Origin of the sequence: Nocardia sp. NPDC051981 (assembly GCF_040680715.1) — a bacterium.
In the GTDB taxonomy this organism is placed as follows: domain Bacteria; phylum Actinomycetota; class Actinomycetes; order Mycobacteriales; family Mycobacteriaceae; genus Nocardia.
In genome coordinates this window covers 107,223-133,471 of sequence record NZ_JBFAXK010000021.1, presented here as the reverse complement: position 1 = coordinate 133,471, position 26,249 = coordinate 107,223, and the positions used below count along the sequence as shown (strand labels likewise).

24 protein-coding genes are annotated in these 26,249 nt (G+C 68.9%); 14 read left to right on the top strand and 10 right to left on the bottom strand.

Annotated features, from left to right (window positions below; genetic code table 11):
* The first annotated feature begins 91 nt into the window (after positions 1 to 91).
* From AB0L60_RS30465 to AB0L60_RS30450, 4 genes are all read left to right on the top strand, one after another.
* A complete protein-coding gene (locus tag AB0L60_RS30465) occupies positions 92 to 2,773 on the top strand; it encodes an alkaline phosphatase family protein (RefSeq protein WP_364620812.1) in 2,682 nt (893 codons plus the stop codon).
* A 77-nt stretch (positions 2,774 to 2,850) separates the two neighbouring features.
* Entirely contained in the window at positions 2,851 to 4,086 is a 1,236-nt protein-coding gene (locus AB0L60_RS30460) for a cytochrome P450 (RefSeq protein ID WP_364620809.1), read from the top strand.
* 132 nt (positions 4,087 to 4,218) lie between these two features.
* Entirely contained in the window at positions 4,219 to 4,788 is a 570-nt protein-coding gene (locus tag AB0L60_RS30455) for a helix-turn-helix domain-containing protein (RefSeq protein WP_354833325.1), read from the top strand.
* 139 nt (positions 4,789 to 4,927) lie between these two features.
* Complete coding sequence (locus AB0L60_RS30450; protein ID WP_364620804.1) at positions 4,928 to 5,215, top strand: chorismate mutase; 288 nt, start codon at positions 4,928 to 4,930, stop codon at positions 5,213 to 5,215.
* A gap of 122 nt (positions 5,216 to 5,337) precedes the next feature.
* Here the strand turns inward: AB0L60_RS30450 and AB0L60_RS30445 are convergent, their stop codons facing one another.
* Together AB0L60_RS30445 and AB0L60_RS30440 are read right to left on the bottom strand one after the other, a co-directional pair.
* A complete protein-coding gene (locus tag AB0L60_RS30445; RefSeq protein WP_364620801.1) occupies positions 5,338 to 6,255 on the bottom strand; it encodes an alpha/beta hydrolase in 918 nt (305 codons plus the stop codon).
* A 4-nt stretch (positions 6,256 to 6,259) separates the two neighbouring features.
* On the bottom strand, positions 6,260 to 7,723 hold the full coding sequence (locus AB0L60_RS30440) for an NAD(P)/FAD-dependent oxidoreductase (protein ID WP_364620799.1): 1,464 nt from the start codon (positions 7,721 to 7,723) through the stop codon (positions 6,260 to 6,262).
* A 140-nt stretch (positions 7,724 to 7,863) separates the two neighbouring features.
* On the opposite strand from AB0L60_RS30440, the gene AB0L60_RS30435 reads away from it, so the two are divergent.
* Positions 7,864 to 8,904: an NAD(P)-dependent alcohol dehydrogenase gene (locus AB0L60_RS30435; protein ID WP_364620797.1), complete on the top strand. Its 1,041-nt coding sequence runs from the start codon at positions 7,864 to 7,866 to the stop codon at positions 8,902 to 8,904.
* Positions 8,905 to 8,940: 36 nt separating this feature from the next.
* Here AB0L60_RS30435 and AB0L60_RS30430 read toward each other — a convergent pair whose 3' ends face one another.
* Both AB0L60_RS30430 and AB0L60_RS30425 read right to left on the bottom strand, forming a co-directional pair.
* Positions 8,941 to 9,072 (bottom strand): hypothetical protein, encoded by a 132-nt coding sequence (locus tag AB0L60_RS30430; RefSeq protein ID WP_364620794.1) that lies wholly within the window; start codon positions 9,070 to 9,072, stop codon positions 8,941 to 8,943.
* The gene (locus tag AB0L60_RS30425; protein WP_364620791.1) at positions 9,069 to 9,941 is read right to left on the bottom strand and encodes a hypothetical protein; all 873 of its coding nucleotides are present in this window, start codon (positions 9,939 to 9,941) and stop codon (positions 9,069 to 9,071) included. Before AB0L60_RS30425 ends, AB0L60_RS30430 begins: the two co-directional genes overlap by 4 nt.
* A 203-nt stretch (positions 9,942 to 10,144) precedes the next feature.
* Here AB0L60_RS30425 and AB0L60_RS30420 point away from each other — a divergent pair, with 203 nt between their 5' ends.
* Entirely contained in the window at positions 10,145 to 11,662 is a 1,518-nt protein-coding gene (locus AB0L60_RS30420) for an amino acid permease (protein WP_364620866.1), read from the top strand.
* A gap of 146 nt (positions 11,663 to 11,808) precedes the next feature.
* On the top strand, positions 11,809 to 12,096 hold the full coding sequence (locus tag AB0L60_RS30415) for a hypothetical protein (RefSeq protein WP_354834057.1): 288 nt from the start codon (positions 11,809 to 11,811) through the stop codon (positions 12,094 to 12,096).
* Between the two features lie 120 nt (positions 12,097 to 12,216).
* On the opposite strand, the gene AB0L60_RS30410 is transcribed toward AB0L60_RS30415, so the two are convergent.
* Positions 12,217 to 12,867, bottom strand: coding sequence for a DUF305 domain-containing protein (locus AB0L60_RS30410; protein WP_364620789.1), 651 nt, complete (start codon positions 12,865 to 12,867; stop codon positions 12,217 to 12,219).
* An 89-nt stretch (positions 12,868 to 12,956) separates the two neighbouring features.
* Positions 12,957 to 13,421, bottom strand: coding sequence for a DUF6153 family protein (locus AB0L60_RS30405; protein ID WP_364620786.1), 465 nt, complete (start codon positions 13,419 to 13,421; stop codon positions 12,957 to 12,959).
* 119 nt (positions 13,422 to 13,540) lie between these two features.
* On the opposite strand from AB0L60_RS30405, the gene AB0L60_RS30400 reads away from it, so the two are divergent.
* Positions 13,541 to 14,458, top strand: coding sequence for a ribonuclease Z (locus tag AB0L60_RS30400; RefSeq protein WP_364620783.1), 918 nt, complete (start codon positions 13,541 to 13,543; stop codon positions 14,456 to 14,458).
* A 78-nt stretch (positions 14,459 to 14,536) separates the two neighbouring features.
* A complete protein-coding gene (locus AB0L60_RS30395) occupies positions 14,537 to 16,213 on the top strand; it encodes a DUF885 domain-containing protein (protein WP_364620780.1) in 1,677 nt (558 codons plus the stop codon).
* Between the two features lie 62 nt (positions 16,214 to 16,275).
* Here the strand turns inward: AB0L60_RS30395 and AB0L60_RS30390 are convergent, their stop codons facing one another.
* Positions 16,276 to 17,202, bottom strand: coding sequence for an LppP/LprE family lipoprotein (locus AB0L60_RS30390; RefSeq protein ID WP_364620778.1), 927 nt, complete (start codon positions 17,200 to 17,202; stop codon positions 16,276 to 16,278).
* A gap of 285 nt (positions 17,203 to 17,487) precedes the next feature.
* Between AB0L60_RS30390 and AB0L60_RS30385 the strand changes: the two genes are divergently transcribed.
* The 4 genes from AB0L60_RS30385 (at position 17,488) to AB0L60_RS30370 (ending at position 22,142) form a co-directional block, all read left to right on the top strand.
* Positions 17,488 to 18,846 (top strand): MDR family MFS transporter, encoded by a 1,359-nt coding sequence (locus AB0L60_RS30385; RefSeq protein WP_364620776.1) that lies wholly within the window; start codon positions 17,488 to 17,490, stop codon positions 18,844 to 18,846.
* 118 nt (positions 18,847 to 18,964) lie between these two features.
* On the top strand, positions 18,965 to 20,098 hold the full coding sequence (locus AB0L60_RS30380; RefSeq protein WP_364620773.1) for a methyltransferase: 1,134 nt from the start codon (positions 18,965 to 18,967) through the stop codon (positions 20,096 to 20,098).
* Positions 20,099 to 20,174: 76 nt separating this feature from the next.
* Positions 20,175 to 21,101, top strand: coding sequence for an LLM class F420-dependent oxidoreductase (locus tag AB0L60_RS30375; RefSeq protein ID WP_364620863.1), 927 nt, complete (start codon positions 20,175 to 20,177; stop codon positions 21,099 to 21,101).
* A gap of 183 nt (positions 21,102 to 21,284) precedes the next feature.
* The gene (locus AB0L60_RS30370) at positions 21,285 to 22,142 is read left to right on the top strand and encodes a Bax inhibitor-1/YccA family protein (protein ID WP_364620770.1); all 858 of its coding nucleotides are present in this window, start codon (positions 21,285 to 21,287) and stop codon (positions 22,140 to 22,142) included.
* A gap of 138 nt (positions 22,143 to 22,280) precedes the next feature.
* Here AB0L60_RS30370 and AB0L60_RS30365 read toward each other — a convergent pair whose 3' ends face one another.
* From AB0L60_RS30365 to AB0L60_RS30355, 3 genes are all read right to left on the bottom strand, one after another.
* On the bottom strand, positions 22,281 to 22,619 hold the full coding sequence (locus AB0L60_RS30365) for a DUF1330 domain-containing protein (RefSeq protein WP_364620767.1): 339 nt from the start codon (positions 22,617 to 22,619) through the stop codon (positions 22,281 to 22,283).
* Between the two features lie 191 nt (positions 22,620 to 22,810).
* Positions 22,811 to 24,028: an acetyl-CoA C-acetyltransferase gene (locus AB0L60_RS30360; RefSeq protein WP_364620765.1), complete on the bottom strand. Its 1,218-nt coding sequence runs from the start codon at positions 24,026 to 24,028 to the stop codon at positions 22,811 to 22,813.
* A gap of 262 nt (positions 24,029 to 24,290) precedes the next feature.
* Positions 24,291 to 24,755 carry a hypothetical protein gene (locus tag AB0L60_RS30355; protein ID WP_364620762.1) on the bottom strand — a complete coding sequence of 155 codons (465 nt, stop codon included), beginning with the start codon at positions 24,753 to 24,755 and terminating at the stop codon, positions 24,291 to 24,293.
* Positions 24,756 to 24,836: 81 nt separating this feature from the next.
* Here AB0L60_RS30355 and AB0L60_RS30350 point away from each other — a divergent pair, with 81 nt between their 5' ends.
* Complete coding sequence (locus AB0L60_RS30350) at positions 24,837 to 26,225, top strand: cystathionine beta-synthase (RefSeq protein WP_364620759.1); 1,389 nt, start codon at positions 24,837 to 24,839, stop codon at positions 26,223 to 26,225.
* The last annotated feature ends 24 nt before the right edge of the window (positions 26,226 to 26,249 follow it).

The following is a 26,249-nucleotide window of genomic DNA, read 5'->3' as shown; positions in this document are numbered from 1 at the left end:
CCTTCATTACTGATCCCCCTCACCGCCACGAACCCCCAAGCTCGGTCGGCGATCCTCAACGGTAGCCGTTCCTATGCTCACAGGGGTTGCCATGGATCGGAGGCGTTTTCTGAAGCACGCCGCGCAGCTGGGTGGTGCGGCCGGAGCCATGTCGATGCTCCCGCCGAGCCTGGTGCAGGCCTGGGCCGAACCGGCCCCGCCCGGCGGCTGGGACCGGATCGAACACGTGGTCATCCTCATGCAGGAGAACCGCTCCTTCGACCACTACTACGGCGCCATGGCCGGCGTGCGTGGCTACGCCGATCTCAATGCGCTACAACTGTCCACCGGACGCTCGGTTTTCCACCAGCCCGACGGCGGCCGGGTGGTGTTGCCGTACCCCACCACGCTGCAGAACATCGACGGCACCGATCACGGAACCCGCACCGGCCATGACGCTTTCGCCTTCGGCCGGCACGACGGCTGGATCCCCGCCAAGGGCGAGGGCACGATGGTCGGCTACGACCGTGACAGCCTGGGCTTCTACTACCAGCTGGCCGAGGCGTTCACCCTGTGCGACGGCTACCACTGCTCGGTGAACGGGCCCACCGACCCCAATCGCATGTACCTGTTCACCGGCACCGTGGAAAACCCGCTGGCCGTGGACAATTTCGCGGAATCCCTGCAGGTCTCGCTGTACGCCGATGATCTGAAACTGCGCTGGATGCGCAGCCTGCCGGTCGCCGGGATCGTGGACGCCGTACTGGGGATGGTGCACGGACTGACCAGCGCCCTCCCGCACTCGGTCGCCGAATCGCTGGCCGGGCTGGTCGCGCCGCGGACCGGCAATCTGTTCCTCTACGACGCGCTGCTCGGCCCCGACGCCGGACGCTACGTCAACGACATCATCTTCGGCCTGCCCTGGACCACCTACGCCGAACGACTCCAGGAGCGCGGCATCGGCTGGCGCGTCTACCAGGAATGGGACAACTACACCGACAATGCGCTCGAGTTCTTCCTGCCCTTCCGTGAGGCCGCGCGGGCGGCGCTGAAGTACACCAATGGCGGGCGCGGGGTCGCCTTCGAGAACTTCTTCCGTTATTACACGGACCTGCAACGGGATCCGAGCCTGGAACCCGCCTACGCCGCCGACCTGAAGCGGGGCCTGGACGAGCTGTCGGCGGGGCAGCGGGCGCTGGTGGAGCAGGGGCTGCTGCGGGCGCGTACCGGTACGCTCGTGGAATCCTTCCGCACCGACGTGGCGACCGGACGGTTGCCCACGGTGTCCTGGATCGTCGCGCCCTACGTCGACTGCGAGCATCCGGTCATGGGCCCGCGCAATGGGCAGGCCATGGTGCGCGGGGTGCTGGAGGCGCTCGCCGAACACCCGGACGTCTGGAACAAGACGGTATTCATTCTCAATTACGACGAGAACGACGGGTACTTCGACCACATCCCGCCACCGGCGCCGCCGGAGGGCGCGGCCGGTGAGTACTTCGGCCGCCACAATGCCGGCCTGGGCGCGCGGACACCCGCGATCATCGTGTCGCCGTGGAGCAAACAGGCCGTCTGCTCCGAATTGTTCGACCACACCTCGGTGCTGAGGTTCCTGGAGCGGGTCACCGGCGTCGCCGAACCGAATATCAGTCCGTGGCGGCGGGAGGTGTGCGGCGACCTGTCCTCGCTGTTCGACTTCGGCGCGCGCCGCACCCTCATCCTGCCCAGCGCCGCCCCGCGCGCCGAGCAGACGATGTCCGGTGTCGCGCAACCGCTTCCGTTCGTGCAGCGCCTGCCGAAGCAGCAGAGCGGCAGCAAGGTACGGGTACCGCTGCCGTACCGGATGCAGGCCCGGTGCGCGCCCAACGGGCAGGGCGGGATCACCCTCACCATCGACAACGGCGGCACCGGCACTGTGCACTGCCGGGTGCATCCGAACGCCTTCGCCGCGGACTTCACGCCGGCCCGGTTCGATATCCCCGGCGGCGGCGCTGTCGCACAGGACTTTCCGGCGGTGAACGGTCGCTACGACTATTCGGTGTACGGCCCCGACGGCTTCCAGCGCCGCTTCGCGGGCGATCTCACCGGTCCGTGCGGCGCGCTGCGGATCACCGCCACCGCGGCCACCTCCGGCAGGCGCAAGCTCTCCTGGGTATTCGAAAACGACGGGACGCAACGGGTTTCGGCCGCGGTGGTCTCCAATGCCTACCGTCACGACGGGCCCTGGACGATCGAGATCGCGGCGGGCGGGACCGAACGGCGCGAGATGTCCTGTGACGCCGACGCCGAGGGCGCGGGCTGGTACGACTTCTCGGTGACCGCCGCCGCCGATGCCGGATTCTGGTGCCGGGCACGCGGATTCGTGGAAACCGGCGCCGCCGGAAGGACCGCCGACGACGCGGCGCCCTTCGACCGGCTGCTGCTCGACCGGTCCCTCTACGAGCCCGGCCGGGACCTGGTCGTCACCTACGGCCTCGCGGGCGCGGTGGCCGGGCATCGCCTCGCCGTCTACGCCGATCCTGGTGGCCTGGCCGCCGCGGTGCCCGCCACGCCCGCGCTGCGCACCCTCACGCTGGGGAACGGGGTGACGCGGGATCAGGTGGTACTGCCGGTCAGCGTCCAGCCGGGCGCTGCCGATGCGGCGGTCGCGCCGGTAGCGGGCCTGCGTCAGGTCGGCGCGGTCCCGGCCGACGCGGCCCTGCGGTCGGGTCCGCTGCCCACGGGCTCCTACCTGCTGCATCATCTGGATGACGCGGGCCGGCCGCTGGCTCATCCCGTGCGCTTCCGGGTGCTCTGATCCCGGCTGCCTGGTACACCGGGGCGGCTATGCAACAGGTTCTAGACATATCGTGAGTTTTGTCTTACCGTCGGTTCATGAGTTCAACGGCGTCTCATGCGGTGCGATTCGAACTGCGCTCCGGCGAAACCTGGCGCGACCCGTATCCCATGTATTCCCAGCTGCGCGACCACGATCCGGTCCACCGGGCCGTCCCGGAGGGCCGCGAATCCGACGACTTCTACGTCCTGTCCCGGCACGCGGACGTGTACGCGGCCGCACGCGACCCCGAGACCTTCTCCTCGGCCTCCGGCCTGACCGTCGACTACGTCGACCTGCTGGCCGCCGGATTCGGCGCCGCCAAGCCGTTCGTCTTCATGGACCCGCCCGACCACACCGACTTCCGCCGCCGGGTATCACCGGGATTCACACCCCGGCAGGTCAATTCGGTCGAACCCGAGGTGCGCGCCTTCGTCATCGAGCGCATCGAGGGGCTGCGAGCCGCGGGCTCCGGCGATATCGTCAAGGACCTGTTCAAGCCCCTGCCCACCATGGTGGTGGCGCACTACCTCGGTGTGCCGGAACAGGATCGGGGCAAGTTCGACGTGTGGACCGAGAACATCGTCGGCGGCGCGGTCGAGGGTGCGGGCCTGGCGGCGGGCGACCAGAACGCCTTTACCGCGGTCGGTGAAATGGTCGGCTACTTCAGCGAACTCATCGACCGGCGGCGTAAGGAACCCGGCGACGACACCATCTCGCACCTGCTGGCCTCCGGGCTCGGCGCGGACGGCGACAACGAGGGCCTGCTGGCCATGCTCGGCTTCGCCTTCACCATGATCACCGGCGGCAATGACACCACCACCGGAAACCTCGGCGGCGCGGTGCAACTGCTCACCGCCTTCCCCGACCAGCGCCGCCTGCTGGTGGAGAATCCGGCGCTCATCCCCGACGCCGTCGAGGAATTCCTCCGCATGACCTCCCCGGTCCAGGGCCTGGCTCGGACCGCCACCCGCGATGTGGAGCTGCACGGCGTCACCATCCCCGCGGGCCGCCGCGTGCTGCTGCTCTACGGGTCGGCGAACCGCGACGAACGCGAATTCGGGCCCACCGCCGCCGAACTCGACGTGCGCCGCAATCCCAAGCGCATCATGACCTTCAGCCACGGCCACCACCACTGCCTCGGCGCGGCCGCCGCCCGCATGGTGGCACGGGTCGCTCTGGAGGAACTGCTGGCCCGCTGCCCCGACTTCACCGTCGATCTCGATACCGTGCAGTGGGCGCACGGCAACTACGTGCGCTGGCCGATCTCCGTCCCGTTCCGGGCGACGGCCTGACCGACTCCGGGCCGGCCACCGCGCCAGGTCGGCCCGGTCGCACCGTCCGCGTACCGCGCGGGCAGAGTGTGAACGAGTGGGTCCGGTGGCGGCTGCCCTGCCGCCGGGCCCGCGAGCAGCGAAGGGACATCCATGAGCCGAGACTGGCTGGCCGACGACCGCGCCGACCTGGCCGCCGAGCGCATCCTCGATGCCGCCGCGCGCCTGTTCGCCGAGCGGGGCGTCACCGCGGTCGGCATGGGCGATATCGCCAAGGCGGCCGGATGCTCCCGCGCGACCCTCTACCGGTACTTCGAGAACCGGCAGGCCGTCCGCCTGGCCTTCGTGCACCGCGCCACCCGCCGCATTGCCGGGGGTGTGTTCGAGCAGGTCGCCACGATCGAGGATCCGGGCGAGAAGGTGGTCACCGCCATGCTCGGCGCGATCCACGCGGTCCGGGCCGACCCCATGCTCATCGCCTGGTTCCGCCCCGGTGAATCCGGCGCGGCCGGGCGCATCAGCCAGGACTCCGACGTCATCGAATCCATTGCGGCGGGCCTGTTCACGCCCACCGCCCTCACCGATCCCGAACGCAGCCGGCTGGCCCGCTGGCTGACCCGTATCATCGTCTCCTTCCTCGCCGCCCCCGGCCGCGACGACGCCGAGGAGCGCGCCATGCTGGAGGAGTTCGTCGTGCCGGTCGTCAGCCGCGCCTTCGTCTGATCCGCAGGGCCGCCGAACCGGGCAGTCGGACGCCGCCAGCCTGTGACCGTAGTGAGGCGGCGCAGTCCGGCCCCGAACCCGGCCGATCACGTGCGCGGTCGGCAGCACTGCTCCGGGGCGTTCGATAGGCTGCCTGCTCATGTCCGCTCCACGGTCGCTGGCCGAAGTCCGCACGCGCATCGACGTTCTCGACGGTGACCTGATCCGGCTGCTGGCCGAGCGACAGCAGTTGGTGCGCGCGGCCGCCACTTTCAAGGCCGACGAGCAGGCCGTGCGCGCGCCTGAACGTGTTGAGCGGGTCGTCTCGCTGGCACGCGAGCGCGCCGCCGCCGCAGGGCTGGAGCCCGCCGTGGCAGAAGCGGTCTGGCGGGCCATGATCGGCGCGTTCATCGCACTCGAGTTGGATGAGCACATCGCACGCCGGTGAGTTCGATGCGCATGTGACTCCCGGCCCATCACCGTGACGGTGGGCCGACGGGGCCGCGAAGGTAAGGCGGCGGGCCATGATCGGGAGTTCACCGGCCGGGCGGTCCCGGTGGCGCTATCGGATCAGCGGCCTGCCCGATGTCCGACGTGGTGGCCGTAGAGGCGGTCGGAGAGCGCGGAGGCGAGGTCGGTCACGGCTTCCCGTGCCACGCGCATGGGCATGGCGTGGAAGACGTGCCAGAGATTGCGGTACTCGCGGTGCCGGAGGGGCGCAGCCGATTTCGCCGCCAGGGCGGCGAAGCGGCGGGCGTCCCCGGCCAGTAGATCGTCGCCCGCCGAATGCATGACGATGGGCGGCAGGCCGGTGATGTCGCGGTAGAGGGGGGACCGGGCGTGGCGCTCGTCCTCGGGGACACCCGGCAGGTAGGCGTCCATGAACTGCGTCATGAGCGACGGGTTCAGCAGCGGCTCCCGGCTCGGATCGCACTGGAAGGCCGAGGAATTCGAGGTCAGGTCCAGCACCGGGCAGATGAGCCCGAGGATCGCGGGTTGCGGCCAGTGCTTCTCGCGCAGCCGCAGGGCCAGATCCAGCGCCAGGCCACCGCCGGCCGAATCACCGACCACCGCAATGCGTTCGGCCGGGATGCCCGCCGCGAGCAGGGCTCGATAGGCGGCGACGGTGTCGTCGATGGCGGCCGGGTACGGGTGCTCAGGGGCCAGCCGGTAATCCAGGGCGTGCACGGTGGTCCCCATGGCCGCCGCCAGCGCGCCGGTGAGGGTGCGGACCATGCGCGGCATGCCGATCACATAGCCGCTGCCGTGCAGGTACAGCACCGCGGCATCGGCGGGTGCCGAACGGGGAGTGAGGGTTTCGACCGGTATGCCGCCGAGTCGACTGGTCTCGACGGCGATACCGCGGGGCGCCCGGGCGAAGGTGGTGCCCGCGCCGACCCGGGCGCGGACCCGGGACCAGTCGGGGGCGGGGCCGAACCACCAGCGGCCCACCAGGCGGGAGAGCAAGCGCCAGAACGCTATTTCCACGATGTCACTTCCGGCTCTCGACACGCTGATTCAGGTCGTAGTCGACCGGATCCGGTGCGCTGCGGATCAGCTTCTCGTAGCGCCCCGGGGTCCAGGGCCACAGCTCGGGCAGCCCGTCCTTGCCGAGGTACCAGCTGGTGCAGCCGGTGGTCCACACCGTGCTCGGGGCGGCGGCCCGCATCCGCGCGTTGTAGCGGTCGGTGGCGGCACGGGTGGGGGCGACGGTGGCGAATTCACCTGCCTGCCACCGCCGCAGCCAGCCGACGATGCGGGCCGACTGCGCCTCGGCGACCGCGGTCAGCGGATGATTGGCGAAGGGACTGTGCGGGCCGACGAGCATGAACAGATTCGGGAAGTCCGGCATCATGACGCCCTCGAAGGCGCGCGGGCCCTGCTCCCAGGCCTGATCCAGGGTGCGGCCGTCCAGTCCGGTGATGGCCATCGGGCGCATGAAAGCGTGCGAGTCGAATCCCGTTGCCAGGACCAGGATGTCGAGCTCGTGCAGGCGGCCATCGGTGGTCACCACGCCGCGCTTCTCGGCGTGATCGATGCCCTCGGTCACCAGCGTGACATCGGGGCGCTGCACCGCCCGGTAGAAGCGGTCGGACACCACCAGCCGTTTGCACATGGCCTGATAGTCGGGCGTCAGCTTGCGGCGCAGTTCAGGATCCTTGACCGACCGCAGGTTTCGCTCCACCACCCACTGGATGAACCGGCGCACCCGGCCCGGGTGCACCAGGCCCTGCGAGAACACGGCGAAGGCGGCGCGATTGAACCAGTAGGGGAGTGCGCCCAGCGCGGGGATCAATGAATAGAGCCGCTTCGACACCCGCGTGTAAGGCCGGTTCACCGTCGGCAGGATCCACTGCGGAGTGCGCTGGAACAGTACGACTTCCGGCACCGTGCCCGCGAGGGCGCTCACCAGCTGGGTGCCGGTGGAGCCGGTGCCGATCACGCCCACCCGCTTGCCGGTCAGCTCGACATCGTGCCGCCAGCGCGCGGAATGCATGACCGCGCCGCCGAATTCGTCCAGGCCGGGGATGTCCGGCCGGCTCGGGTGATGCAGGAAACCCGTTGCGCACAGCACGAAGTCAACGCGCCGGGTCACCCCGTCGGAGGTGGTGAGCTGCCAGCCGTCGCCGTCGAACACCGCGCCGGTCACCTCGGTCCCGAAGCGGGTGCGCCGGCGCAGTCCGTGCTCGCGCGCCACCCCGACCAGATAGTCCTTGATCTCCGGCCCGGCCGAATACAGGTGTGACCATTCGGGATTCATGGCGAACCGGAATTGGTAGTACCGCGAGGGCACATCGCACACCAGGCCCGGATAGCTGTTGTCGCGCCACGTGCCGCCGTACTCGTCGGCCTTCTCGTAGAGCGTGAAGTCGGTGAATCCGGCCCGCTGCAGAGCCACGGCCATGCAGATCCCGGAGATTCCGGCGCCCACGATGGCGATCCGCGGTGTGTTCATGGGACGCGAGCCTAGACAGCTGTCCGACATGGTGGGAAGACTTTCTAGTAAATCAGTAGACATTCCGTCATTCGCTAGACACAGTGTAAAGCCACTGCTACCGTGTGCGCCAGATCACAAGTTCGAGGCAAGGAAGCACGATGCGCGCACTCCAGTGGACCGGCCCGGAAAAGGTGCAGATCAACGACATCCCGGTCCCGGACATCGGACCCACCGACCTGCTGGTGAAGGTCGGCGCCGCGGGGGTCTGCCACTCCGACCTGACCCTGGTCAACTTCCCGATCCAGCTGCGCGAGGATCCGCTCACCCTCGGCCACGAGATCGCCGGCACCATCGAGGCCATCGGCTCGGACGTGAACGGGCGCGAGATCGGCGAGCGCGGCGTCGTCTACCTGTTCTGGACCTGCGGCGTCTGCCGGGAATGCGTGAGCGGCAACGAGAACGTCTGTCTCGCGGCGGGTCGCGTCGCCATGCCGCCCTGCCCCGGACTCACCATCGAGGGCGGCATGTCGGAGTACGTGCGGATTCCGGCGAGCTCGTTCGTGCCCATCGGCGACCTGGACTTCCTGCAGGCCGCGCCGGTCGCCGACGCCGCCCTCACCGCCTACCACGCCATTCGCGGTGCGCGCGAAGCACTCCGGCCCGGCGGCACCGCGGTCGCCATCGGCATCGGCGGGCTCGGGCACGTGGCGGTGCAGATCCTGCACGCCATCTCCGGCGTGCGGGTCATCGCCGTAGACCAGGCGCAGGAGAAGCTGGACCTGGCCGCCGACTGCGGCGCGGAACTCGGCATCCTCTCCGGCGGCGACACCGCCCAGCAGATCCTCGACCTCACCGGCGGGCGCGGCGCGGACGCCGTCTTCGACTTCGTCGGCGTGGACTCCACCGCCAAACTGGCCTGCGAGACCGTCGCCCCCAACGGCGCCTACCGCATGGTCGGAATCGGCGGCGGCGCACCGGAAATCACCGCCGGACCGGCCGGCGGCCCCGGCTGGCCGTGGGGCGCGACCGTGCGGAAATCGCTGGGCGGCACCCGCAGCGACCTGCACGCATGTGTGGCCCTCGCCCAGGCGGGCAAGCTGCACATGGAGGTCGAACGCTTCGACCTCGCCGAGGGGCCGGAAGCCTTCCGCCGCCTGGACGCGGGCCAGATCCGGGGGCGCGCGGTCCTGGTGCCGTGACCGATTCGCGAATGAGCCCGACACAGGCTGGACGAATCAGCCTGCGGCGGGCTCTATCTCGCCGAGGAACTTCGCGACACGTGCCGCGATCTCGCCGTTGATGGCGTGCGAGGCCTCCGGCCACACCTTGAATTGACGACCGGGCACGAGCTTTCGGGGGTATCTCATGGCAACCCCGCGATGCGGCGCTCCAGCCAGCGGCGGGATTCGGCGTCGCGGGCGTGGACGAGGACCTTGCGGCGCGCGGCGGGGGAGAGCGCGGATAGCAGGCGGGCCAGGCGTTTTCGGGTGTCCCAGCTGATCAGGTAGCGGACCGCGCCGGCGATGGCGGCGTCGTCGGCCAGGTCGACGGCGCGGGCGAAATCGATGCGGTTCTCCAGATCCAGGAACTGGGCCGGAATGCGTTCGTGCGGAGGGTAACCCGAGTACGCGCCGGTGCCCGCGGCGTACCAGGCGCACAGGTGCAGGATTCGATCCACCGCATCCGGGTACGCCGCCGACAGCCGGGCACGGGCCTCTGCCACCTGGGGTCCGGTCAGACCGCCGCCGGAGGTGGACGTATCGAGAAAGATGTCGGTGTAGGGCATGAGTGGTGCGGGGATCTCGGCCGCCCAGAGCCGGGCGGTGCGGTCGACTTCGGCCTGGCGCCGCTCGGCCACGCGGTATTCGCGCAGGGGAACGGCGACGCCGCGCACGGCCAGCCATTCCAGCGAGCGGACGCCGTCGGCCAGTAGCGCGTCCTGGGGCCAGCCGTCCCAGCGGATCGAATAGCCGTGATGCAGGGTCACCGTGGTGAGCGGACGCTCGTCGGTGTCGAAGAAGTCCAGCACCACATCGCCCCAGCACATGCACACGAAACCGGACAGGTCGGCAACGCGCAGGGCGTCCCGCAGCGCTCGTACGGCAACCGGGTCACGCTCCTCCAGCAGGGTCGGCGCGTCCCCGGGCATCTCCCTGACCCTGACACTGTGCGCATGCGCCAGCACCCGATCCAGCGCGACCGGATCCCCGCCCGCGGACGTTCCCCCGAAAGCCATACCGAAACACTAATCCGCCCACCGGTCCCCGGCGTGGTGTTGCGGCGGCACGCGGGTGCGTTCTCGGTGACCAGCCTGTTGCTGAACTGGTACGTACCAGCTGATGATACGGTGCCGTGTGACGCCGACAACTCGCCTGATGGTGACCGACCGGTGAGAACTGCATTGTTGCCGAGAAGCCAGATTTAGGAGAGACAGTGGCGATATCGGACTCTTCGCGAGACGCTGCCGGTCCCGCTGCCCAACGCACCACCGGACTGTTCCGCACCAAGAGCGTCGAACAGTCGATCCGGGACACCGACGATCCTGATGCCAAACTTCGCAAGGACCTGACCTCGTGGGACCTCACGGTCTTCGGCGTCGCGGTCGTGGTCGGCGCCGGTATCTTCACCCTCACCGCGCGTACCGCGGGCAACATGGCCGGACCCGCGGTCTCACTGGCCTTCGTCTTCGCGGCCGTCGCCTGCGGCCTGGCCGCACTCTGCTACGCCGAATTCGCCTCGACCGTCCCCGTCGCGGGCAGCGCGTACACCTTCTCCTACGCCACCTTCGGTGAGCTGGTCGCCTGGATCATCGGCTGGGACCTCATCCTGGAGTTCGCGCTCGGCACCTCGGTGGTCGCCAAGGGCTGGTCGCAGTACCTGGGCACGGTCATGGGCGGGCATCAGCCCATCTGGCACTTCGGCTCGGTGAAGTTCGACTGGGGCGCGGTCGTACTGATCGCCGTGCTCGGCGTGCTGCTCGCCCTCGGCACCAAGCTGTCCTCGCGGGTCTCCGCGGTCGCGGTCGCCATCAAGCTGGCCGTCATCGCGCTGGTGGTCGTGGTCGGCGCGACCTACTTCAAGGCCTCGAACCTGAAGCCCTTCATCCCCGCCTCGGTCCCCAATGCGGACTCCGGTAGCGCGAGCAAGCTGCAGCAGACCCTGTTCCAGCTGGTCACCGGCGGCGGCAACAGCCACTACGGCTGGTATGGCCTGCTGGCCGCGGCCTCCATCGTGTTCTTCGCCTTCATCGGCTTCGACGTGGTCGCCACCGCCGCCGAGGAGACCAAGGACCCGCAGCGCAATGTGCCGCGCGGCATCCTGGGCTCGCTGGCCATCGTGACCGTGCTGTACGTGGCGGTCTCGCTGGTGCTCACCGGCATGGTGTCCTACAAGGACCTGCAGGGCAACGACGCCACCCTCGCGACGGCCTTCGCCCTGCACGGCGTCACCTGGGCCAAGAACATCATCTCCGTCGGCGCGCTGGCCGGTCTGACCACGGTCGTCATGGTGCTGTTCCTGGGCCAGACCCGCGTGCTGTTCGCCATGTCCCGCGACGGCCTGATGCCGCGCCGGCTCGCACACACCGGCCCCAAGGGCACGCCGGTGCGGATCACCGCCATCGTCGGCGTCATCTGCGCGGTGCTGGCCGGGTTCGTGGACTTCGGCACCCTGGAGGAAATGGTCAATATCGGCACGCTGTTCGCGTTCGTGCTGGTGTCCGTCGGCGTGGTCGTGCTGCGCCGCAGCCGGCCGGATCTGAAGCGCGGCTTCCGGGTGCCGCTGGTGCCGCTCATCCCGATCCTGTCGGTCATCGCGTGCGCCTGGCTCATGTTCAACCTGTCGGTGGAGACCTGGCTGCGGTTCGTCATCTGGATGGCACTGGGTCTGGTCGTGTACTTCGCCTACGGCCGACGGCACTCGGTGATGGCCCGCGCGGAGGCGAAAACCGGTAGCTGATCGGGTGCTCGAGTTTGGTGCTGGTGGTGTGTCTTCCCTACGCCACCTCGCGGAATGCGGTTCAATTGCTCTGAATATTGAGAGTTGTGCCACAAGTTCGGCCCATCAGCACCGTCTCAGCATCCCGAGAGGAACCGATCGTGAGCATGCTCCTCGCTGTGCATGACGCCTACACCACGGTTGTCGCGCAGATCGGCAACCCGACCCCGGAGACCCCGCCCGTAGCGGACAAGCTGATGAAGCTGGTCCGCTACTTCACCTGGTTCACCATGCTGTCCGGCGTCACCGCCATCACCTACGGCGGTGGCCGGTTCGCCTGGGAGAAGTGGAGCGGCGGCGGCCTCGAATCACCGAAGATGATCGCCGGAGCGATGATCGGCGGCGCCACCGCCACCAGCGCCGGCACCATCATGAACACCGTCATCGGCAACTAGAACAACTCCTGTAACTCGCGGCCATACCTCCCAAGGCCGTGGGCTTCGCCTCTGAATCCCGTTGGGAGAGCGAGGCTTGCGGGTGCGCCGGAAACTGGCGCACCCGTTGGCTTCTTGCTGCTAGCCCTGGCCCAGCATGGTGTTCATCTGGGTGATCTCCTGCTGCTGGGCGGTCACGATGGACTGCGCCAGAGCCTTCGAATCGGCGTTGGCGCCCTGTGCCAGTTCGGTATTCGCCATGGTGATCGCGCCCTGATGGTGCTCGATCATCATCTGCATCCAGAGCTTGTCGAAGTCCGGGCCGGACAGACCCTCCAGCTTGGTCATCTGGTCCTTCGACATCATGCCGGGCATGTCGTGACCCATGTCGCCGCTCGGCGCGGGCTTGCCGAAACTCTGCAGCAGCGTGGTGATCTGCCGCATCTCCGGCGACTGCGCCTGTTCCACGGCCGCGGCCAGGGCGATCAGCTGCTGGTTCTGCGAGCGGGTGGGCACCAGCTTCGCCATCTCCACGGCCTGCGCGTGATGCGGGTACATCATCTGCAGGAACGTGACGTCGGCGGCGTTGAAGTCGCTGCGGGTGGCCGCGGGCGCCGAGGTGCCGGTCGCGCCGTGGTCCATACCGGGCATGCTGCCGTGATCCATGGCCGTGGTGGTCGAGGACGGCGCGGCCTTCGAGGTGTCGCTGTCATTGCTGCTGCAGCCCGCGGCGATCAGGGCGGTGGCCGCGGTGCCGGCGATCAGGGCGAGCTTGATCCGGGTGCTGAACATGGTCGAACTCCTTGGTAGGTACTGGCGAATCGGAAATGAGCAGGCGGAAACCCGCGTCCGCGTGGGGGATACGCGGCCGCGGCGGCCCATCAGATCCGCAGGATCGCCAGTTCGGCCAGGGAGAGCACCGTCCAGGGTGGTGGACGGGCGTGATGCGCGTGCGGGTGGCGCGGTGTCGAGGTGGCGGCGTCGCGACGGCCGATGCCGACCCAGGCCAGCACGGCCAGACCGAGTCCGAGCAGCAGCGCGGCGAGCACGAACAGGCAACCGTGCGTTCCGGCGTGGCCATTGCCGCAATCGCCGCCACAGCCGGGCATGGACATCTCGTGGTCGTCGCCCGCGGCCATCGCGATCGGGGCGATACCCGCGATGGGCAGAACGGCGTCGTGCAGGTGCTCGGTCATGACGGTCGCCGGGCTCCCGGAGTGGTCGCCGGTCATGCGGTCGTGGCTCATGCCGAGGACGAGCGCGTGCATGGCCACCAGCCCGGCCAGCAGGGCGAGCAGCCCGAAGGCCCGGATGAACCGGGTGCCTCCGGGCTGCTGCTCGATCACGGCGGCCATTCTACGGACCTGCCGCCGCCCCGGGCCGGATACCCCCTGTCGGTATTGTCGCGGGACGCGCCCGCCTCGCCATCGCGAGGATCGGCGGGGTGGGCGGTAGCCTGACGGCCGTGTCACAGCGCGAACTGGTCATTCTGGGGACGGCCAGCCAAGTACCGACCAAACAGCGCAATCACAATGGCTACCTGCTGCGGTGGGATCGCGAGGGGTTGCTGTTCGACCCCGGGGAAGGCACCCAGCGGCAGATGAGCTTCGCCGGTGTGGCCGCCAGCGGGATCACCCGCATCTGCATCACCCACTTCCACGGGGACCACTGCTTCGGCCTGCCGGGTGTGCTGGGCCGCATCAGCTTGGACGGGGCGCTGCATCCCGTCGACGTCTACTTCCCGGCGTCCGGCGAGGTCTACTACGAACGGCTCATCGATTCCTCGGCGCACAACCGCCGGGTGGAGCTGCACCCGCACCCGATCACCGACGCCGGTGAATTGCCGCCGCCGGGAGCCGATTTCACCCTGCGCGCGGAGCGGCTGTCCCACCCGGTCGAATCGTTCGGCTATCGCCTCGACGAGCCGGACAGCCTGCGCTTCATTCCCGAGCGGTTGCGCGAACTGGGATTGTCCGGGCCGGTCGTGGGTGAACTGCAGCGGCGCGGCGAAGTCGAGATCGGCGGGCGCACGGTCACGCTCGACGAGGTGAGCGAGGCGCGGCCGGGACAGAGTTTCGCCTTCGTCATGGACACGCGGCTGTGCGACGGCGTCCACGACCTGGCCCGGGGCGTGGACATGCTCGTCATCGAGTCCACCTTCATCGATGCCGACGAGCAGCTGGCGGTCGAATACGGTCATCTCACGGCCGGGCAGGCGGCGCAGGTGGCGGCGCGGGCGGGGGTCCGCACCCTGGTGCTGACCCACTACTCGCAGCGCTACCGCACCCTGGACCAGCATTTGGCCGATGCCCGTGCCCATTTCGGCGGTGAGATCGTGGTGGCCGAGGATCTGATGCGCATTCCGGTTCCGCCGCGCCGCTGAGCGGGGGACCTCGCCGCCGGGGGTGCGAAGTTTCCGTGCGGCCGCGCGGCGGTGGCGGGCCCGGGCATGATGGTCGGCATGGACTCGCACGAGGAACTCATCGCACTCGCCGACCGGTACTGGGACGCCATGCTGGAGTCCGCGCCCAGCGAGGCGACCCTGTTGGGGGACAGGCGATTCGACGATCGTATCGAGGATCTGTCGGTCGCGGCGGAGGAACGGCTGCTGGGGACCTGGCGGGGGCTACTGGCCGAGGTGGATGCGCTGGATCCGGGGCGGCTGGGTGACGAGGACCGGACCACGCGAAGCCTACTGCGCACCGAACTGGCTTCGGCGGTCTCGCATCTGGAGTGGCGGCCCATCGAGATGGCTTCGGACCAGATGACGGGCGTGCACGCCGGGATGCTGACCATGGCTCCCCTGGTGAACGCGCCCGAACCGGAGAACGCGCAGCGGCTGGTGCAGCGCTACCGGCAGTTCGGCACCCTGATGAACCAGGCCGTGGAGCGCTTCCGCGCGGGGCTCGCGGCCGGGCGCACGCCCGCGCACATCACCATCGAGCGCTCGCTCAATCAGCTGGACGGCTACCTGGCCTCCGATCTCGCCGACGACCCGTTCGTCACCCTGGCCGGCCCGGCGGACTGGGATGGCGAAACCGCCTGGCGTGCAGAGCTGGCCGAGGTCGCGCGGGAGGTCATCCGGCCCGCCTTCGCCGCCTACCGGGCGGTGCTCGCCGCCGAGCTCGAACCCGTTTCGCGCCCCGATGACAAACCCGGCCTCTGCTGGCTCGGTGACGACGGCGCGGATATCTACCGCCGCCTGCTGCGCCACCACACCACGTTGCCCGACCTGGGCGCGGACGAGATCCACCAGCTCGGCCTGGACGAATTGGCCCGTCTGCGCACCGAATACGAGGAGGTGGGCGGCCGCCTATTCGGCCTCGCCGAGCAGACCGCCATCTTCGCCCGGCTGCGCGAGGATTCGACGCTGCGCTATGGCGACGGTGCGGAGATCATGGCGGACGCCCGGGCGTATCTGGCCGCCGCCCAGGCGGAGATGGGCAACTGGTTCGGCCGGCTCCCGCGCCAGTCCTGCGACATCCTGCCGGTCCCCGACTTCCTGGCCGCGGACGCGCCCGCGGCCTACTACTTCACGCCCGCGGCCGACGGCTCCCGCCCTGGCGCCTACTACGTGAACCTGCGGGAACCCGAGAGCCGCAACCGCTATGAGACCGCCGCGGTCGCCTACCACGAGGCCATCCCCGGCCACCACCTCCAGCTCACCATCGCCAACGAGCTGGACCATCTCCCGCGCTTCCAGCGCATGTCCTTCTCCAATACGGCCTTCGTCGAAGGCTGGGCGCTCTACACCGAGCGCCTCGCCGATGAAATGGGCCTGTACCCCGACGATCTCACCCGCATCGGCATGCTCGCCGCCGACTCCTGGCGCTCCTGCCGCTTGGTCGTGGACACCGGCCTGCACGCCAAGGGCTGGACCCGTCAGCAGGCCGTCGACTTCATGTCCGCCAATGCTCCTGTCGGGCTCGAGGAAATCCGGGTGGAGATCGACCGCTACATCGCCATGCCCGGCCAGGCGGTCGCCTACAAGGTCGGCCAGCTGGAGATCCGCCGCCAGCGTGCCCTGGTCACCGACCGCCTCGGATCCGCCTTCGACATCAAGGCTTTCCACGACACGGTGCTGGGCTCCGGCTCGGTCAGCCTCCCGGTTCTGCGCGATCTAGCCGACTCCCTTTGACACTCTGCGACGGGCAGGCCGGTGGGCGTGGCTCACCGGCGCCCGCCCCGGTGACAGATCGATCAGTGGCAGATCTTGTCGGCGACATCGGCCGGCACGCCGATCTCGGTGCAGTGCAGGGCGCTGCCGAGGTTCACCGGCTTCCAGCCGCCGTCGGCCGCTACGTAGTGGAACAGGACCTGCGCTCGGTTGACCGTGTTGTTGTGGGTTCCGCTGTGGGCCATCGCCCAATCGCCCGAGCAGTCGATTCGATCCTCGAGTTCGACCGGCTGCGCCAATCGCGACTCGATGTCGGTGCCGTGCAATGCCTGGAGCAGAACGGATTTGGTGACTGGGCACACCGGTGGGGTGCCCGCGGAACTCGGATCGGTCACCTCGGCCGGGAAGTCACGATCCGGGGTGACGGTGTGATCGTCGGCGCCCAGGGTGAGCGTGACGGTGACCGGTCCGCCCGAGGGACAACAGCTGGCGTCCTGACCGGCGAGCCACCGGTACTGGACCTGGACACTGCGATCGGACGAGCCGACCACCTGGGTATAGGACGTCGACTTCTTGGTCGCGGTACCCAGGTAACCCGCGTGGTTGAACAGCATCACGTGCCAGGGTGAGCTGGCGGTGCCGTGCGGAGTCCCGGCGAGCACCCACAGCAGGGCGGGGCAGGAGCCGACGGCGGCATCGGTACCGCTGTCCGCGTAGTACCCGTCACCGCCGACACCGGGGCCGAGTCTGCCCAGCGCTGCGGTGACCACCGTCGACTTCAGATCGACGCATTTGCCGTTTCCGGCGGTGGCGGGAGCGCCGTCACCGGCGGGCTGCGTGGCGCCCGGCGACTGCTGAGGGGCGGGAGACTGAATCGTTCCCGGTGCGGTCACGGGGGCGGAGCTCGGCACCGACGCCCCGCTGGTCGCCGGTGTCGAACCATTGTCCTGACATGCCGTCGCCAGGGTCACCGCGGCGACCGCCGCGACGATGCCAACGATCCTCTTCATGAAGAACCCCTCCCACTCGGTACTACCGAGCACGTCGAGTTCCGGACGCAGATCGTTGCGCCCCTGATTTCATGGGCACGGCGGCTCGCTGTCGGCGCGTGCCGGCCGTTGCGAGCCTTCGTGTTTCGCACGAGCCGGCGCAACCCCACCGGGAATAGCGGCCCGGATGGCGTGTTCGACAGTGGTGGTGAGTTGTGTTGAGGGAAGGGGCTGCCGGTGACGGCTACGGATGTGACGTCGTCGATCGGGTTGCGGTCGGAGCGAGGGCCGATTCTAGCGGCGATCATGTTGTCGACGTCGCTGGTGGCATTGGACTCGACCATCATCGCCACCGCGGTGCTGACGATCACCGATCAGCTCGGTGGGTTCGCGCAGTTCCCTTGGCTTTTCAGCATCTACCTGCTGGCGCAGGCGGTGACGGTGCCGATCTACGGGAAGCTCGCCGACATGGTGGGGCGGAAACCGGTGATGCTGTTCGGGATCGGGGCCTTCGCGGTGGGATCGCTGCTGTGCGGGCTGGCGACGAGCATGCCCGCGCTGATCGCGTTCCGGGCGGTGCAGGGCATCGGGGCGGGCGCGGTCAGCCCGATCTCGATGACCATCGCGGGCGACATCTACACGGTGCCGGAGCGAGCCAAGGTGCAGGCGTACCTGGCCAGTGTATGGGCGACCTCGTCGGTGCTGGGGCCGCTGCTCGGCGGCGTGTTCTCGGAGTACATCAGCTGGCGGTGGATCTTCCTGATCAACCTGCCGCTGGCGGCGCTGGCGGCCTGGATGATCCTGCGGAACTTCACCGAAAGCGCTCCGCGGCAGAGCCATCGGATCGACTACCTCGGCGCCGGACTGCTCACCGTCGGGGCCGGGGCGCTGATCCTGGCCCTGCTCGAGGGTGGCCAGGCGTGGGGCTGGGGCTCACCCGCGAGCCTGGTGCTCTTCGCGGGCGGCGGGGTGACGCTGGCGTTGTTCGGGCTGGTAGAGCGGCGAGTCGCGAATCCGATTCTGCCGCTGTGGGTTTTCACCCGGCGCATCGTCGTGGCGAGCAGCCTGGCCTCGCTGCTGGTCGGCGCGATCCTGCTGGGTCTCACCTCGTACGTGCCGACTTTCGCGCAGGGAGTGCTGGGTAGCGGGGCGCTGATCGCGGGTCTCACAGTCGGCGCGCTCACGCTGGGCTGGCCGGTGTCGGCGTCGCAGGCCGGAAAGGTGTACCTGCGCATAGGTTTCCGGGCGACGGCGGTGATCGGCAGCCTGTTCGCGGTGGTGGGCGCGGCGTCGCTGCTGGTGGTGGACGCGCGGTCGAGCCTGTGGCAGTTGGCGATCGGCTGTTTCGTCGTCGGCATGGGGATGGGCCTGGTGGCCAGCCCGACCCTGATCGCCGCCCAGGCGAGCGCCGAATGGTCGGAGCGGGGGGTGGTCACCGCCACCAATATGTTCGCCCGCTCGCTGGGCAGCGCGGTCGGCGTGGCCGTGTTCGGCGCGCTGGTCAATGCCCGGCTCGGGAAGGCCGGCCAGCCGGCGGCGTCGGACCTCGCGCCGGCGGTGCACCTGGTGTTCCTCGGTGTGGCCGCCATGGCGGTGGTCCTCATCGGTGCGGCGGCCGTCATGCCCCGGCGAAGCGCGGGCAACTCGGAAGTCCATTCGGCGTGACCACGATCGACATGTGATTTGCGGGATCGCAGAATAGCGACGGGATCGGTTAATTCCGCAAAAGGCCGCCGACCGTGCCGAATGGAACACTTCGGCAATGATCTAGCACACTGTAGGTGTGGTTGAGGTCGAGGATGTATTGGGCCGGTTACGGCGGTATCCGGATGTCGAAGCGGTGAACCTGTATGCGGTCGATGCCGCCGACCGCCTCATGCTGGATGTCGCCGCGGATTCGCTGGCCACCGCCGGGGACGGGCGGGTGGCCGTGATCGACGACGGCTACGGGGCGTTGACGCTCGGGGCCATCGCCGCGCACGACCTGCACGGGGTCCGGGTGCATCAGGATTTGCTCACCGGTGAATTGGCCCTCGCCAACAATGCCCGAATTGTCGGTCTAGCCGATCGCTTTTCGGCCCGCGAATTGGGTGCGGGATTGCTCTCCGATGTCCGCGTGGTGCTGTGGCGGCTGCCGCGTGCGCTGTCCGGCCTGGCTGAAACCGCCGAGGCCATCGCGCGCTGGGCCGCACCCGATGTCGAGATCTTCGCCGGCGGCCGCGACAAGTACCTGACCCCCGCCATGAACGAGGTGCTTGCCGAATCCTTCGGCTCGGTGCGCGCCACCCGCGGCCGCCAGAAATCCCGCATCCTGCTCGCCGCCGAGCCCAAGACCATTGGCGAGCCCCGTTTTCCGATCCGCAACCGGCTCGACGAGCAGGGCCTGGAGGTGGTGGCCCACGGTGCGGCCTTCTCCGGCCCGCGCCTGGACATCGGCACCCGCTTCCTGCTCGACCACCTGAAGCGGATGAAGCCCGATGCCCACGATGCCATCGATCTGGGTTGCGGCACCGGCATTCTCGCGGTCGCACTCGCCAAGGCCCGCCCCGGCATCCGGGTGACAGCGACCGATCAGTCCGCGGCCGCGGTCGCCTCCACCCGCGCCACCGCCGCCGCCAACGGCGTCGCCGACCGCGTCACCGTGCTGCAGGACGACGCCATGTCCAGCGCTCCCGACAACAGCGCCGACCTGGTGCTGTGCAACCCGCCCTTCCATGTCGGCGCGGCCGTGCACACCGGCTCGGCCATCAAGATGTTCCAGCAGACCGGCCGGGTGCTGCGTCCCGGCGGCGAGCTGTGGACGGTCTACAACACCCACCTCAACTACCGGGGCGTCATGGAGCGCATGGTCGGCAGAACCGATGTGATGGGCCGCAATCGCAAGTTCACCGTGACCCGCTCGGTCCGTCCCCTGTGACCCGCTGGGATCCGCCCACTGTGACCCGCCGGGTACCCGTCCTGCGCGACGTCGAATAATCGGGCGCATGGGACGAATCGATCTTCGAATCTTCACCGAACCCCAGCAGGGCGCGTCCTACGACACGCTGCGCACCGTCGCCAAGACCGCCGAGGACCTCGGCTACGACGCCTTCTTCCGGTCCGATCACTACCTGAAGATGGGCGACGCCGACGGTCTCCCCGGCCCCACCGACGCCTGGATCACCCTCGCGGGCCTGGCCCGCGAGACCCGCCGCATCCGGCTGGGCACCCTGGTCACCTCGGCCACCTTCCGCCACCCGGGCGTGCTCGCCATCGAGGTGGCCCAGGTCGATGCCATGTCCGGTGGCCGCGTCGAATTCGGTTTCGGCGCGGGCTGGTTCGAGGCCGAGCACGCCGCCTACGGCATTCCGTTCCCGGCCCGGAGGTTCCCGCGCTTCGAGGAGCAGCTGGCCATCGTCACCGGCCTGTGGTCGACGCCGGTCGGCGAGACCTTCTCCTTCGCCGGCGAGCACTACACGCTCACCGATTCCCCGGCGCTGCCCAAGCCCGCGCAGCCGCGTATCCCGGTCATCATCGGCGGCATGGGCGCCGAGCGCACCCCGCGCCTGGCCGCGCGGTACGCGACCGAGTTCAACGCGCCGTTCCAGTCGGCCGAGGCCAGTGCCGAGCAGTTCGAGCGAGTCCGCATGGCCGCCAAGGACACCGGCCGCGATCCGCACGACATCACCTTCTCCAACGCGCTGGTCGCCTGTGTCGGCGCGAGCGATGCCGAGGTGGCGCGGCGCGCGGCCGCCATCGGGCGCGAGGTGGACGAGCTGAAGGCCAACGGCCTGGCCGGCAGCCCGGACGAGGTGGTCGAGAAGATCGGCCGCTATGCCGAGATCGCCGGTACCAGCCGGGTTTACCTGCAGATTCTGGATCTGTCCGATCTGGATCACCTGGAGCTCATCGCAACTCGCGTGATGAGCCAGCTGGGCTGAGACTGGCTTCCGGGGCGACCGGACCGCGGCTTATCGGGCGGCGCACTCGGTAAAGCTAAGGTAAAGTCCGGCTCGTCTGATCTGCGGGGGTTCGGGAACTCCGGGCCCCCGCAGGGCGTTGGACGAGTAGCTTCAATGGCCACGACCGACGTGAGCCGCGACTCCAGAAAGGGACGCACGGAAATGCGCTCCACATCCAACCCGGTCTTCCGGAACTTGCAGCCGCAGCAGGGCGGCTACGCCGGCTTCGGCTCGGCGCCTGGAGCCGGACAGTTCCCCAACAACCCGTACGGTCAGCAGCCGCAGTACCCGGGCTACCAGCAGCCCTACCAGCCGGCCGTACCGACCACCCGCCCGATGACCATCGACGATGTGGTGCAGAAGACCGGCATCACCCTCGGCGTGGTCACCCTGACGGCGATCCTGTCCTACGCGCTCACCTCGGCCAACCACGGCCTGGCCGTGCTGTTCCTCGCGGTCGGCGGCCTCGGCGGCTTCGCGCTCGCCATGATCATGACCTTCGGCCGCAAGCAGGACAACCCGGCGCTGGTGCTCAGCTACGCGGCGCTGGAAGGCCTGCTGCTGGGCTCGTTCTCGTTCCTGTTCACCAACGTGCAGTTCGGTGGCGTCGGCGGATCCGGCCTGATCGCGCAGGCGGTGCTGGGCACCTTCGGCGTCTTCTTCGGCATGCTCGTGGTCTACAAGACCGGTGCGATCCGCGTCACCCCGCGCTTCACCCGCATGATCGTGGGCGCCATGATCGGCATCCTGGTGCTCATGCTCGGCAACCTGGTCGCCAGCTTCTTCACCGCCGACGGCTTCGGCCTGCGCTCGGGCGGCACCCTCTCGATCGTGTTCAGCCTGGTGGTCATCGGTGTCGCGGCCTTCAGCTTCCTGCTGGACTTCGACGCCGCCGACCAGCTCATCCGGGCCCAGGCTCCGGAGAAGGCGGCGTGGGGCGTGGCGTTCGGCCTGACCGTCACCCTGATCTGGCTGTACCTCGAAATCCTGCGCCTGCTGAGCTACTTCCAGGACAGGTAGTCGAACAGCCGCTTCGCGGCTGAGAGAGAGGTTTCCGGGGGCCAGGCCCCCCGAACCCCCAGTTCGTCTGAGACGAAAGAGTGGGCGGGCATCGGAATCCGATGCCCGCCCACTGCTGTGTAGCCAGCCTGAGAGCGTTCAGTCGTTGGCCACCACCTCCTTCAGGACGTCGGTGGCGACGTGATTCTCGCCGCAGTCGGCGGCCAGGACCCCGACGCTGGAGCAGTTGCGCAGCCGCAGCGGCAGGATCTCCTGGTAGGCGGCCGACTCGTACCAGTCGGTCACGGCCTGATAGTCGGGGAACTCGATGACGATGACGATCGCGCTGGCCGGGCCCTCGATCACCCGCTGCGTGCCGCCGTGCACGATGAACTTCCCGCCGTAGGGCGCCAGCGTGCCGTCGATGCGCTCCAGGTATTCCACGATCTCGGCATTGACGTCGACGTCCCACAGGTTGGCGATGGCGTAGGCGGGCATTTCGGGCTCCTCGGTCGGATTGCTTTGCTGCCCTTGATATTTCCGCCTGCCGGGAACGAAGTCGATTACCCGCCAGGTAAAGCCGACTCCTGAGGGGTGTGGCCCACCTTCCCCCAAAGGAATTGGGCCGCCCGACCGTAAGGTCGAGCGGCCCAATTAATGCCGTAGCTCAGCTGCGGGTATCTCGTGCCTCAGCTCAGGCGCTCGATGATCATCGCCATGCCCTGGCCGCCACCGACACACATGGTCTCCAGACCGAACTGCTTGTCGTGGGTCTGCAGGTTGTTGATGAGGGTCGCGGTGATGCGGGCGCCGGTCATACCGAACGGGTGGCCGAGGGCGATGGCGCCACCGGAGACGTTCAGCTTGTCCAGGTCCATGTTCAGCTCACGGGCGGAGCCGAGCACCTGCACGGCGAAGGCCTCGTTGATCTCGTACAGGTCGAGGTCGTCGATGGTCATGCCCGCGGTCTTCAGGGTGTTGCGGACCGCCTGGATCGGGCCGAGGCCCATGATCTCCGGGGACAGGCCCGAGACGCCGGTGGCCACGATGCGGGCCAGCGGGGTCAGGCCCAGCTCGCGCGCCTTGACGTCGGACATGACGACCAGGGCGGCCGCGCCGTCGTTCAGCGGGCAGGCGTTGCCGGCGGTGATGGTGCCGTCGGCGCGGAAGACCGGCTTCAGCTGCGAGATCTTCTCGTAGGTGGTGCCGGCGCGCGGGCCGTCGTCGGTGGTGACGATGGTGCCGTCGGGCAGGGTGACCGGGGTGATCTCCCGCTCGAAGAAGCCGGACTTGATGGCCTCCTCGGCGCGGTTCTGCGAGCGCACGCCCCAGTGGTCCTGGTCCTCGCGGGAGATGCCGGTGTAGGTGGCGACGTTCTCCGCGGTCTGGCCCATGGCGATGTAGACGTCCGGGAGGATGTCGTCGTTGCGCGGGTCGGTCCAGGTGGCGTTGGACTCGGCGGTCGCCTTGGTGCGGGTCTCGGCCTCGGCGAACAGCGGGTTGTGCGAGTCCGGCCAGCCGTCGGCGGTGCCCTTCGGGAAGCGCGAGACGGTCTCGACGCCGGCGGAGATGAACACGTCGCCCTCGCCGGCCTTGATGGCGTGGAAGGCCATACGGGTGGTCTGCAGCGAGGACGAGCAGTAGCGGTTGACGGTGACGCCCGGCAGGGAGTCGTAGCCCAGCTGCACGGCCACGGCGCGCGCCATGTTGAAACCGGCCTCACCGGCGGGCTGGCCGCAGCCCAGGTGCAGGTCGTCGATGTCGGAGACGGCGAGCGAGGGCACCTTGTCGAGGGCGGCGCGCACCATCTGCGCGGCGAGGTCGTCCGGCCGCATGCTCACCAGAGAACCCTTGCCAGCGCGGCCGATGGGCGAGCGGGCGTACGAAACGATGACGGCCTCAGCCATGAGGACTCCTTTTTTGCTGGGGTGATCCTCTTCGAATTTACGACGGGTGTGTTCCGGCTCAAACATCCGGTATGCCCGTATCCCAACTACTGAACTGTGGGATATCGCTCACTCTCGCGGCTCTCGTGCCGCGCTGCCTGTCGGCAGCGCGGCACGGACAGGGTGAAAGAGGGGGCTTGCACAGCGATGAAGTTGGGCTACCCGGGCAGGTCGAGGCTCGATGTGGGTCGGACCGGGATGTTCGCCAAGTCGATGAAGGGGGTTACCCGGGGACATCGAAGGCGCTGTGCGCGGGGATGTTCGGCATGTCGGTGTAGACGGTGACGATGATGTGTCCCGGCCCGGTGTCCTGGAACAGGGCGTAGTGCTCGCTGCCGTAGAAGCCGGCCAGCACGGGAACTCGATATTCGCCGGCCGCGCCGGTGTCCATGTTCCGCCACGCGACGGTGGCCACGGTGATGCACTGCGGGGCGAAGCTGTACTCGCCCGGATCGAACCCGGCGACCGGCAGCGCCTGGATGCTGATGATCGCCCGGCCGGGCCACTGCGGGCCGGTGTCGGCCCAGGATCGGATATTGCCGCCACAGATCAAGGCATCGTGATAAACACTCGGGACCTGCGGGAATTCGACGGTTGCGGCCTCCGCGGGCGCGGCGGCGACGATCATGGTCGCGAGGCCGGAGGCGGCGAGCAGGGAGGCGGCGGGCACGCTCGTCGGCATCCACATACGGCCGATCGTAGTTCGCGGCGCCGTGATATCGCCGACGTGCGCGCGGGCGCGGATCTCCTTTCTGCAACGATAAGGGGTATGCGCATCGCTAACCATGTCGTCGATCTGATCGGAAACACCCCGCTCGTTCGGTTGAACTCCGTGGTGGGTCCGAACTCGGGACTGGTGGCGGCGAAGGTGGAATACCTGAACCCGGGCGGCAGCTCGAAGGACCGCATCGCCGTCAAGATGATCGACGCCGCCGAGAAGGCCGGGCTGCTGAAGCCCGGCGGCACGATCGTCGAACCGACCTCCGGCAATACCGGTGTGGGCCTCGCCCTGGTCGCGCAGCAGCGCGGCTACAAGTGCGTGTTCGTCTGCCCCGACAAGGTCAGTGAGGACAAGCGGAACGTGCTGCGCGCCTACGGCGCCGAGGTCGTGGTCTGCCCGACCGCGGTCGCGCCGGAGGATCCGGACAGCTACTACAACGTCTCCGACCGCCTGGTGCGCGAGATCCCGGGCGCGTGGAAGCCGGATCAGTACTCCAACCCGGGCGGCCCGGAATCGCACTACGAGACGACCGGCCCGGAGATCTGGCGCGACACCGAGGGCAAGATCACACACTTCGTGGCGGGCGTCGGTACCGGCGGCACCATCACCGGCACCGGCCGATACCTGAAGGAGATCTCCGGCGGCAAGGTCCAGATCGTCGGCGCGGACCCCGAGGGCTCGGTCTACTCCGGCGGTACCGGCCGCCCCTACCTGGTCGAGGGGGTCGGCGAGGACTTCTGGCCCACCGCCTACGACCCGGCCATCCCGGACGAGATCATCGCCGTCTCCGACGCCGACTCCTTCGAGATGACCCGTCGCCTGGCCCGTGAGGAGGGCCTGCTGGTCGGGGGCTCCTGCGGTATGGCCGTGGTGGCGGCGCTCAAGGTCGCCGAGCGCGATCCGGACGCCGTGGTGGTCGTGCTGCTGCCGGACGGCGGCCGCGGCTACCTGTCCAAGATCTTCAACGACCAGTGGATGAGCTCCTACGGCTTCCTGCGCACCCGCCTCGACGGTTCGGACACCGAGGTGCACGTGGGTGACGTGCTGCGCGGCAAGTCCGGTGAGCTGCCGGACCTGGTGCACACCCACCCGCAGGAGACGCTGCGCGACGCCATCGAGATCCTGCGCGAGTACGGCGTCTCGCAGATGCCGGTGGTCGGTGCGGAACCGCCGGTGATGGCGGGCGAGGTCGCGGGTTCGGTCACCGAGCGTGATCTGCTGTCGGCCGTCTTCGAGGGCCGCGCCAAGCTCACCGACCCGGTCGCCAAGCACATGAGCCCGGCCTTCCCGCTCATCGGTGCGGGCGAGCCGGTCGCGGCGGCCACCAAGCTGCTGGAGTCCACCGACGCCCTCATGGTCGTCGAGGACGGCAAGCCGGTCGGCGTCATCACCCGCCACGACCTGCTCGGTTTCCTCAGCACCGGCGCCCTCTCCTAGGCCGCAGCCGAGTATTCGCCGCCC

What these genes read in the sequence shown, in the direction of transcription:
- AB0L60_RS30465 (WP_364620812.1), top strand. Translation starts at nt 92, where the DNA reads ATGGATCGGAGGCGTTTTCTGAAGCACGCCGCGCAGCTGGGTGGTGCG.
- AB0L60_RS30460 (WP_364620809.1), top strand. Translation starts at nt 2,851, where the DNA reads ATGAGTTCAACGGCGTCTCATGCGGTGCGATTCGAACTGCGCTCCGGC.
- AB0L60_RS30455 (WP_354833325.1), top strand. Translation starts at nt 4,219, where the DNA reads ATGAGCCGAGACTGGCTGGCCGACGACCGCGCCGACCTGGCCGCCGAG.
- AB0L60_RS30450 (WP_364620804.1), top strand. Translation starts at nt 4,928, where the DNA reads ATGTCCGCTCCACGGTCGCTGGCCGAAGTCCGCACGCGCATCGACGTT.
- AB0L60_RS30440 (WP_364620799.1), bottom strand. Translation starts at nt 7,723, where the DNA reads ATGAACACACCGCGGATCGCCATCGTGGGCGCCGGAATCTCCGGGATC.
- AB0L60_RS30435 (WP_364620797.1), top strand. Translation starts at nt 7,864, where the DNA reads ATGCGCGCACTCCAGTGGACCGGCCCGGAAAAGGTGCAGATCAACGAC.
- AB0L60_RS30430 (WP_364620794.1), bottom strand. Translation starts at nt 9,072, where the DNA reads ATGAGATACCCCCGAAAGCTCGTGCCCGGTCGTCAATTCAAGGTGTGG.
- AB0L60_RS30425 (WP_364620791.1), bottom strand. Translation starts at nt 9,941, where the DNA reads ATGGCTTTCGGGGGAACGTCCGCGGGCGGGGATCCGGTCGCGCTGGAT.
- AB0L60_RS30415 (WP_354834057.1), top strand. Translation starts at nt 11,809, where the DNA reads ATGCTCCTCGCTGTGCATGACGCCTACACCACGGTTGTCGCGCAGATC.
- AB0L60_RS30410 (WP_364620789.1), bottom strand. Translation starts at nt 12,867, where the DNA reads ATGTTCAGCACCCGGATCAAGCTCGCCCTGATCGCCGGCACCGCGGCC.
- AB0L60_RS30395 (WP_364620780.1), top strand. Translation starts at nt 14,537, where the DNA reads ATGGACTCGCACGAGGAACTCATCGCACTCGCCGACCGGTACTGGGAC.
- AB0L60_RS30390 (WP_364620778.1), bottom strand. Translation starts at nt 17,202, where the DNA reads ATGAAGAGGATCGTTGGCATCGTCGCGGCGGTCGCCGCGGTGACCCTG.
- AB0L60_RS30385 (WP_364620776.1), top strand. Translation starts at nt 17,488, where the DNA reads ATGTTGTCGACGTCGCTGGTGGCATTGGACTCGACCATCATCGCCACC.
- AB0L60_RS30370 (WP_364620770.1), top strand. Translation starts at nt 21,285, where the DNA reads ATGCGCTCCACATCCAACCCGGTCTTCCGGAACTTGCAGCCGCAGCAG.
- AB0L60_RS30365 (WP_364620767.1), bottom strand. Translation starts at nt 22,619, where the DNA reads ATGCCCGCCTACGCCATCGCCAACCTGTGGGACGTCGACGTCAATGCC.
- AB0L60_RS30360 (WP_364620765.1), bottom strand. Translation starts at nt 24,028, where the DNA reads ATGGCTGAGGCCGTCATCGTTTCGTACGCCCGCTCGCCCATCGGCCGC.
- AB0L60_RS30355 (WP_364620762.1), bottom strand. Translation starts at nt 24,755, where the DNA reads ATGTGGATGCCGACGAGCGTGCCCGCCGCCTCCCTGCTCGCCGCCTCC.
- AB0L60_RS30350 (WP_364620759.1), top strand. Translation starts at nt 24,837, where the DNA reads ATGCGCATCGCTAACCATGTCGTCGATCTGATCGGAAACACCCCGCTC.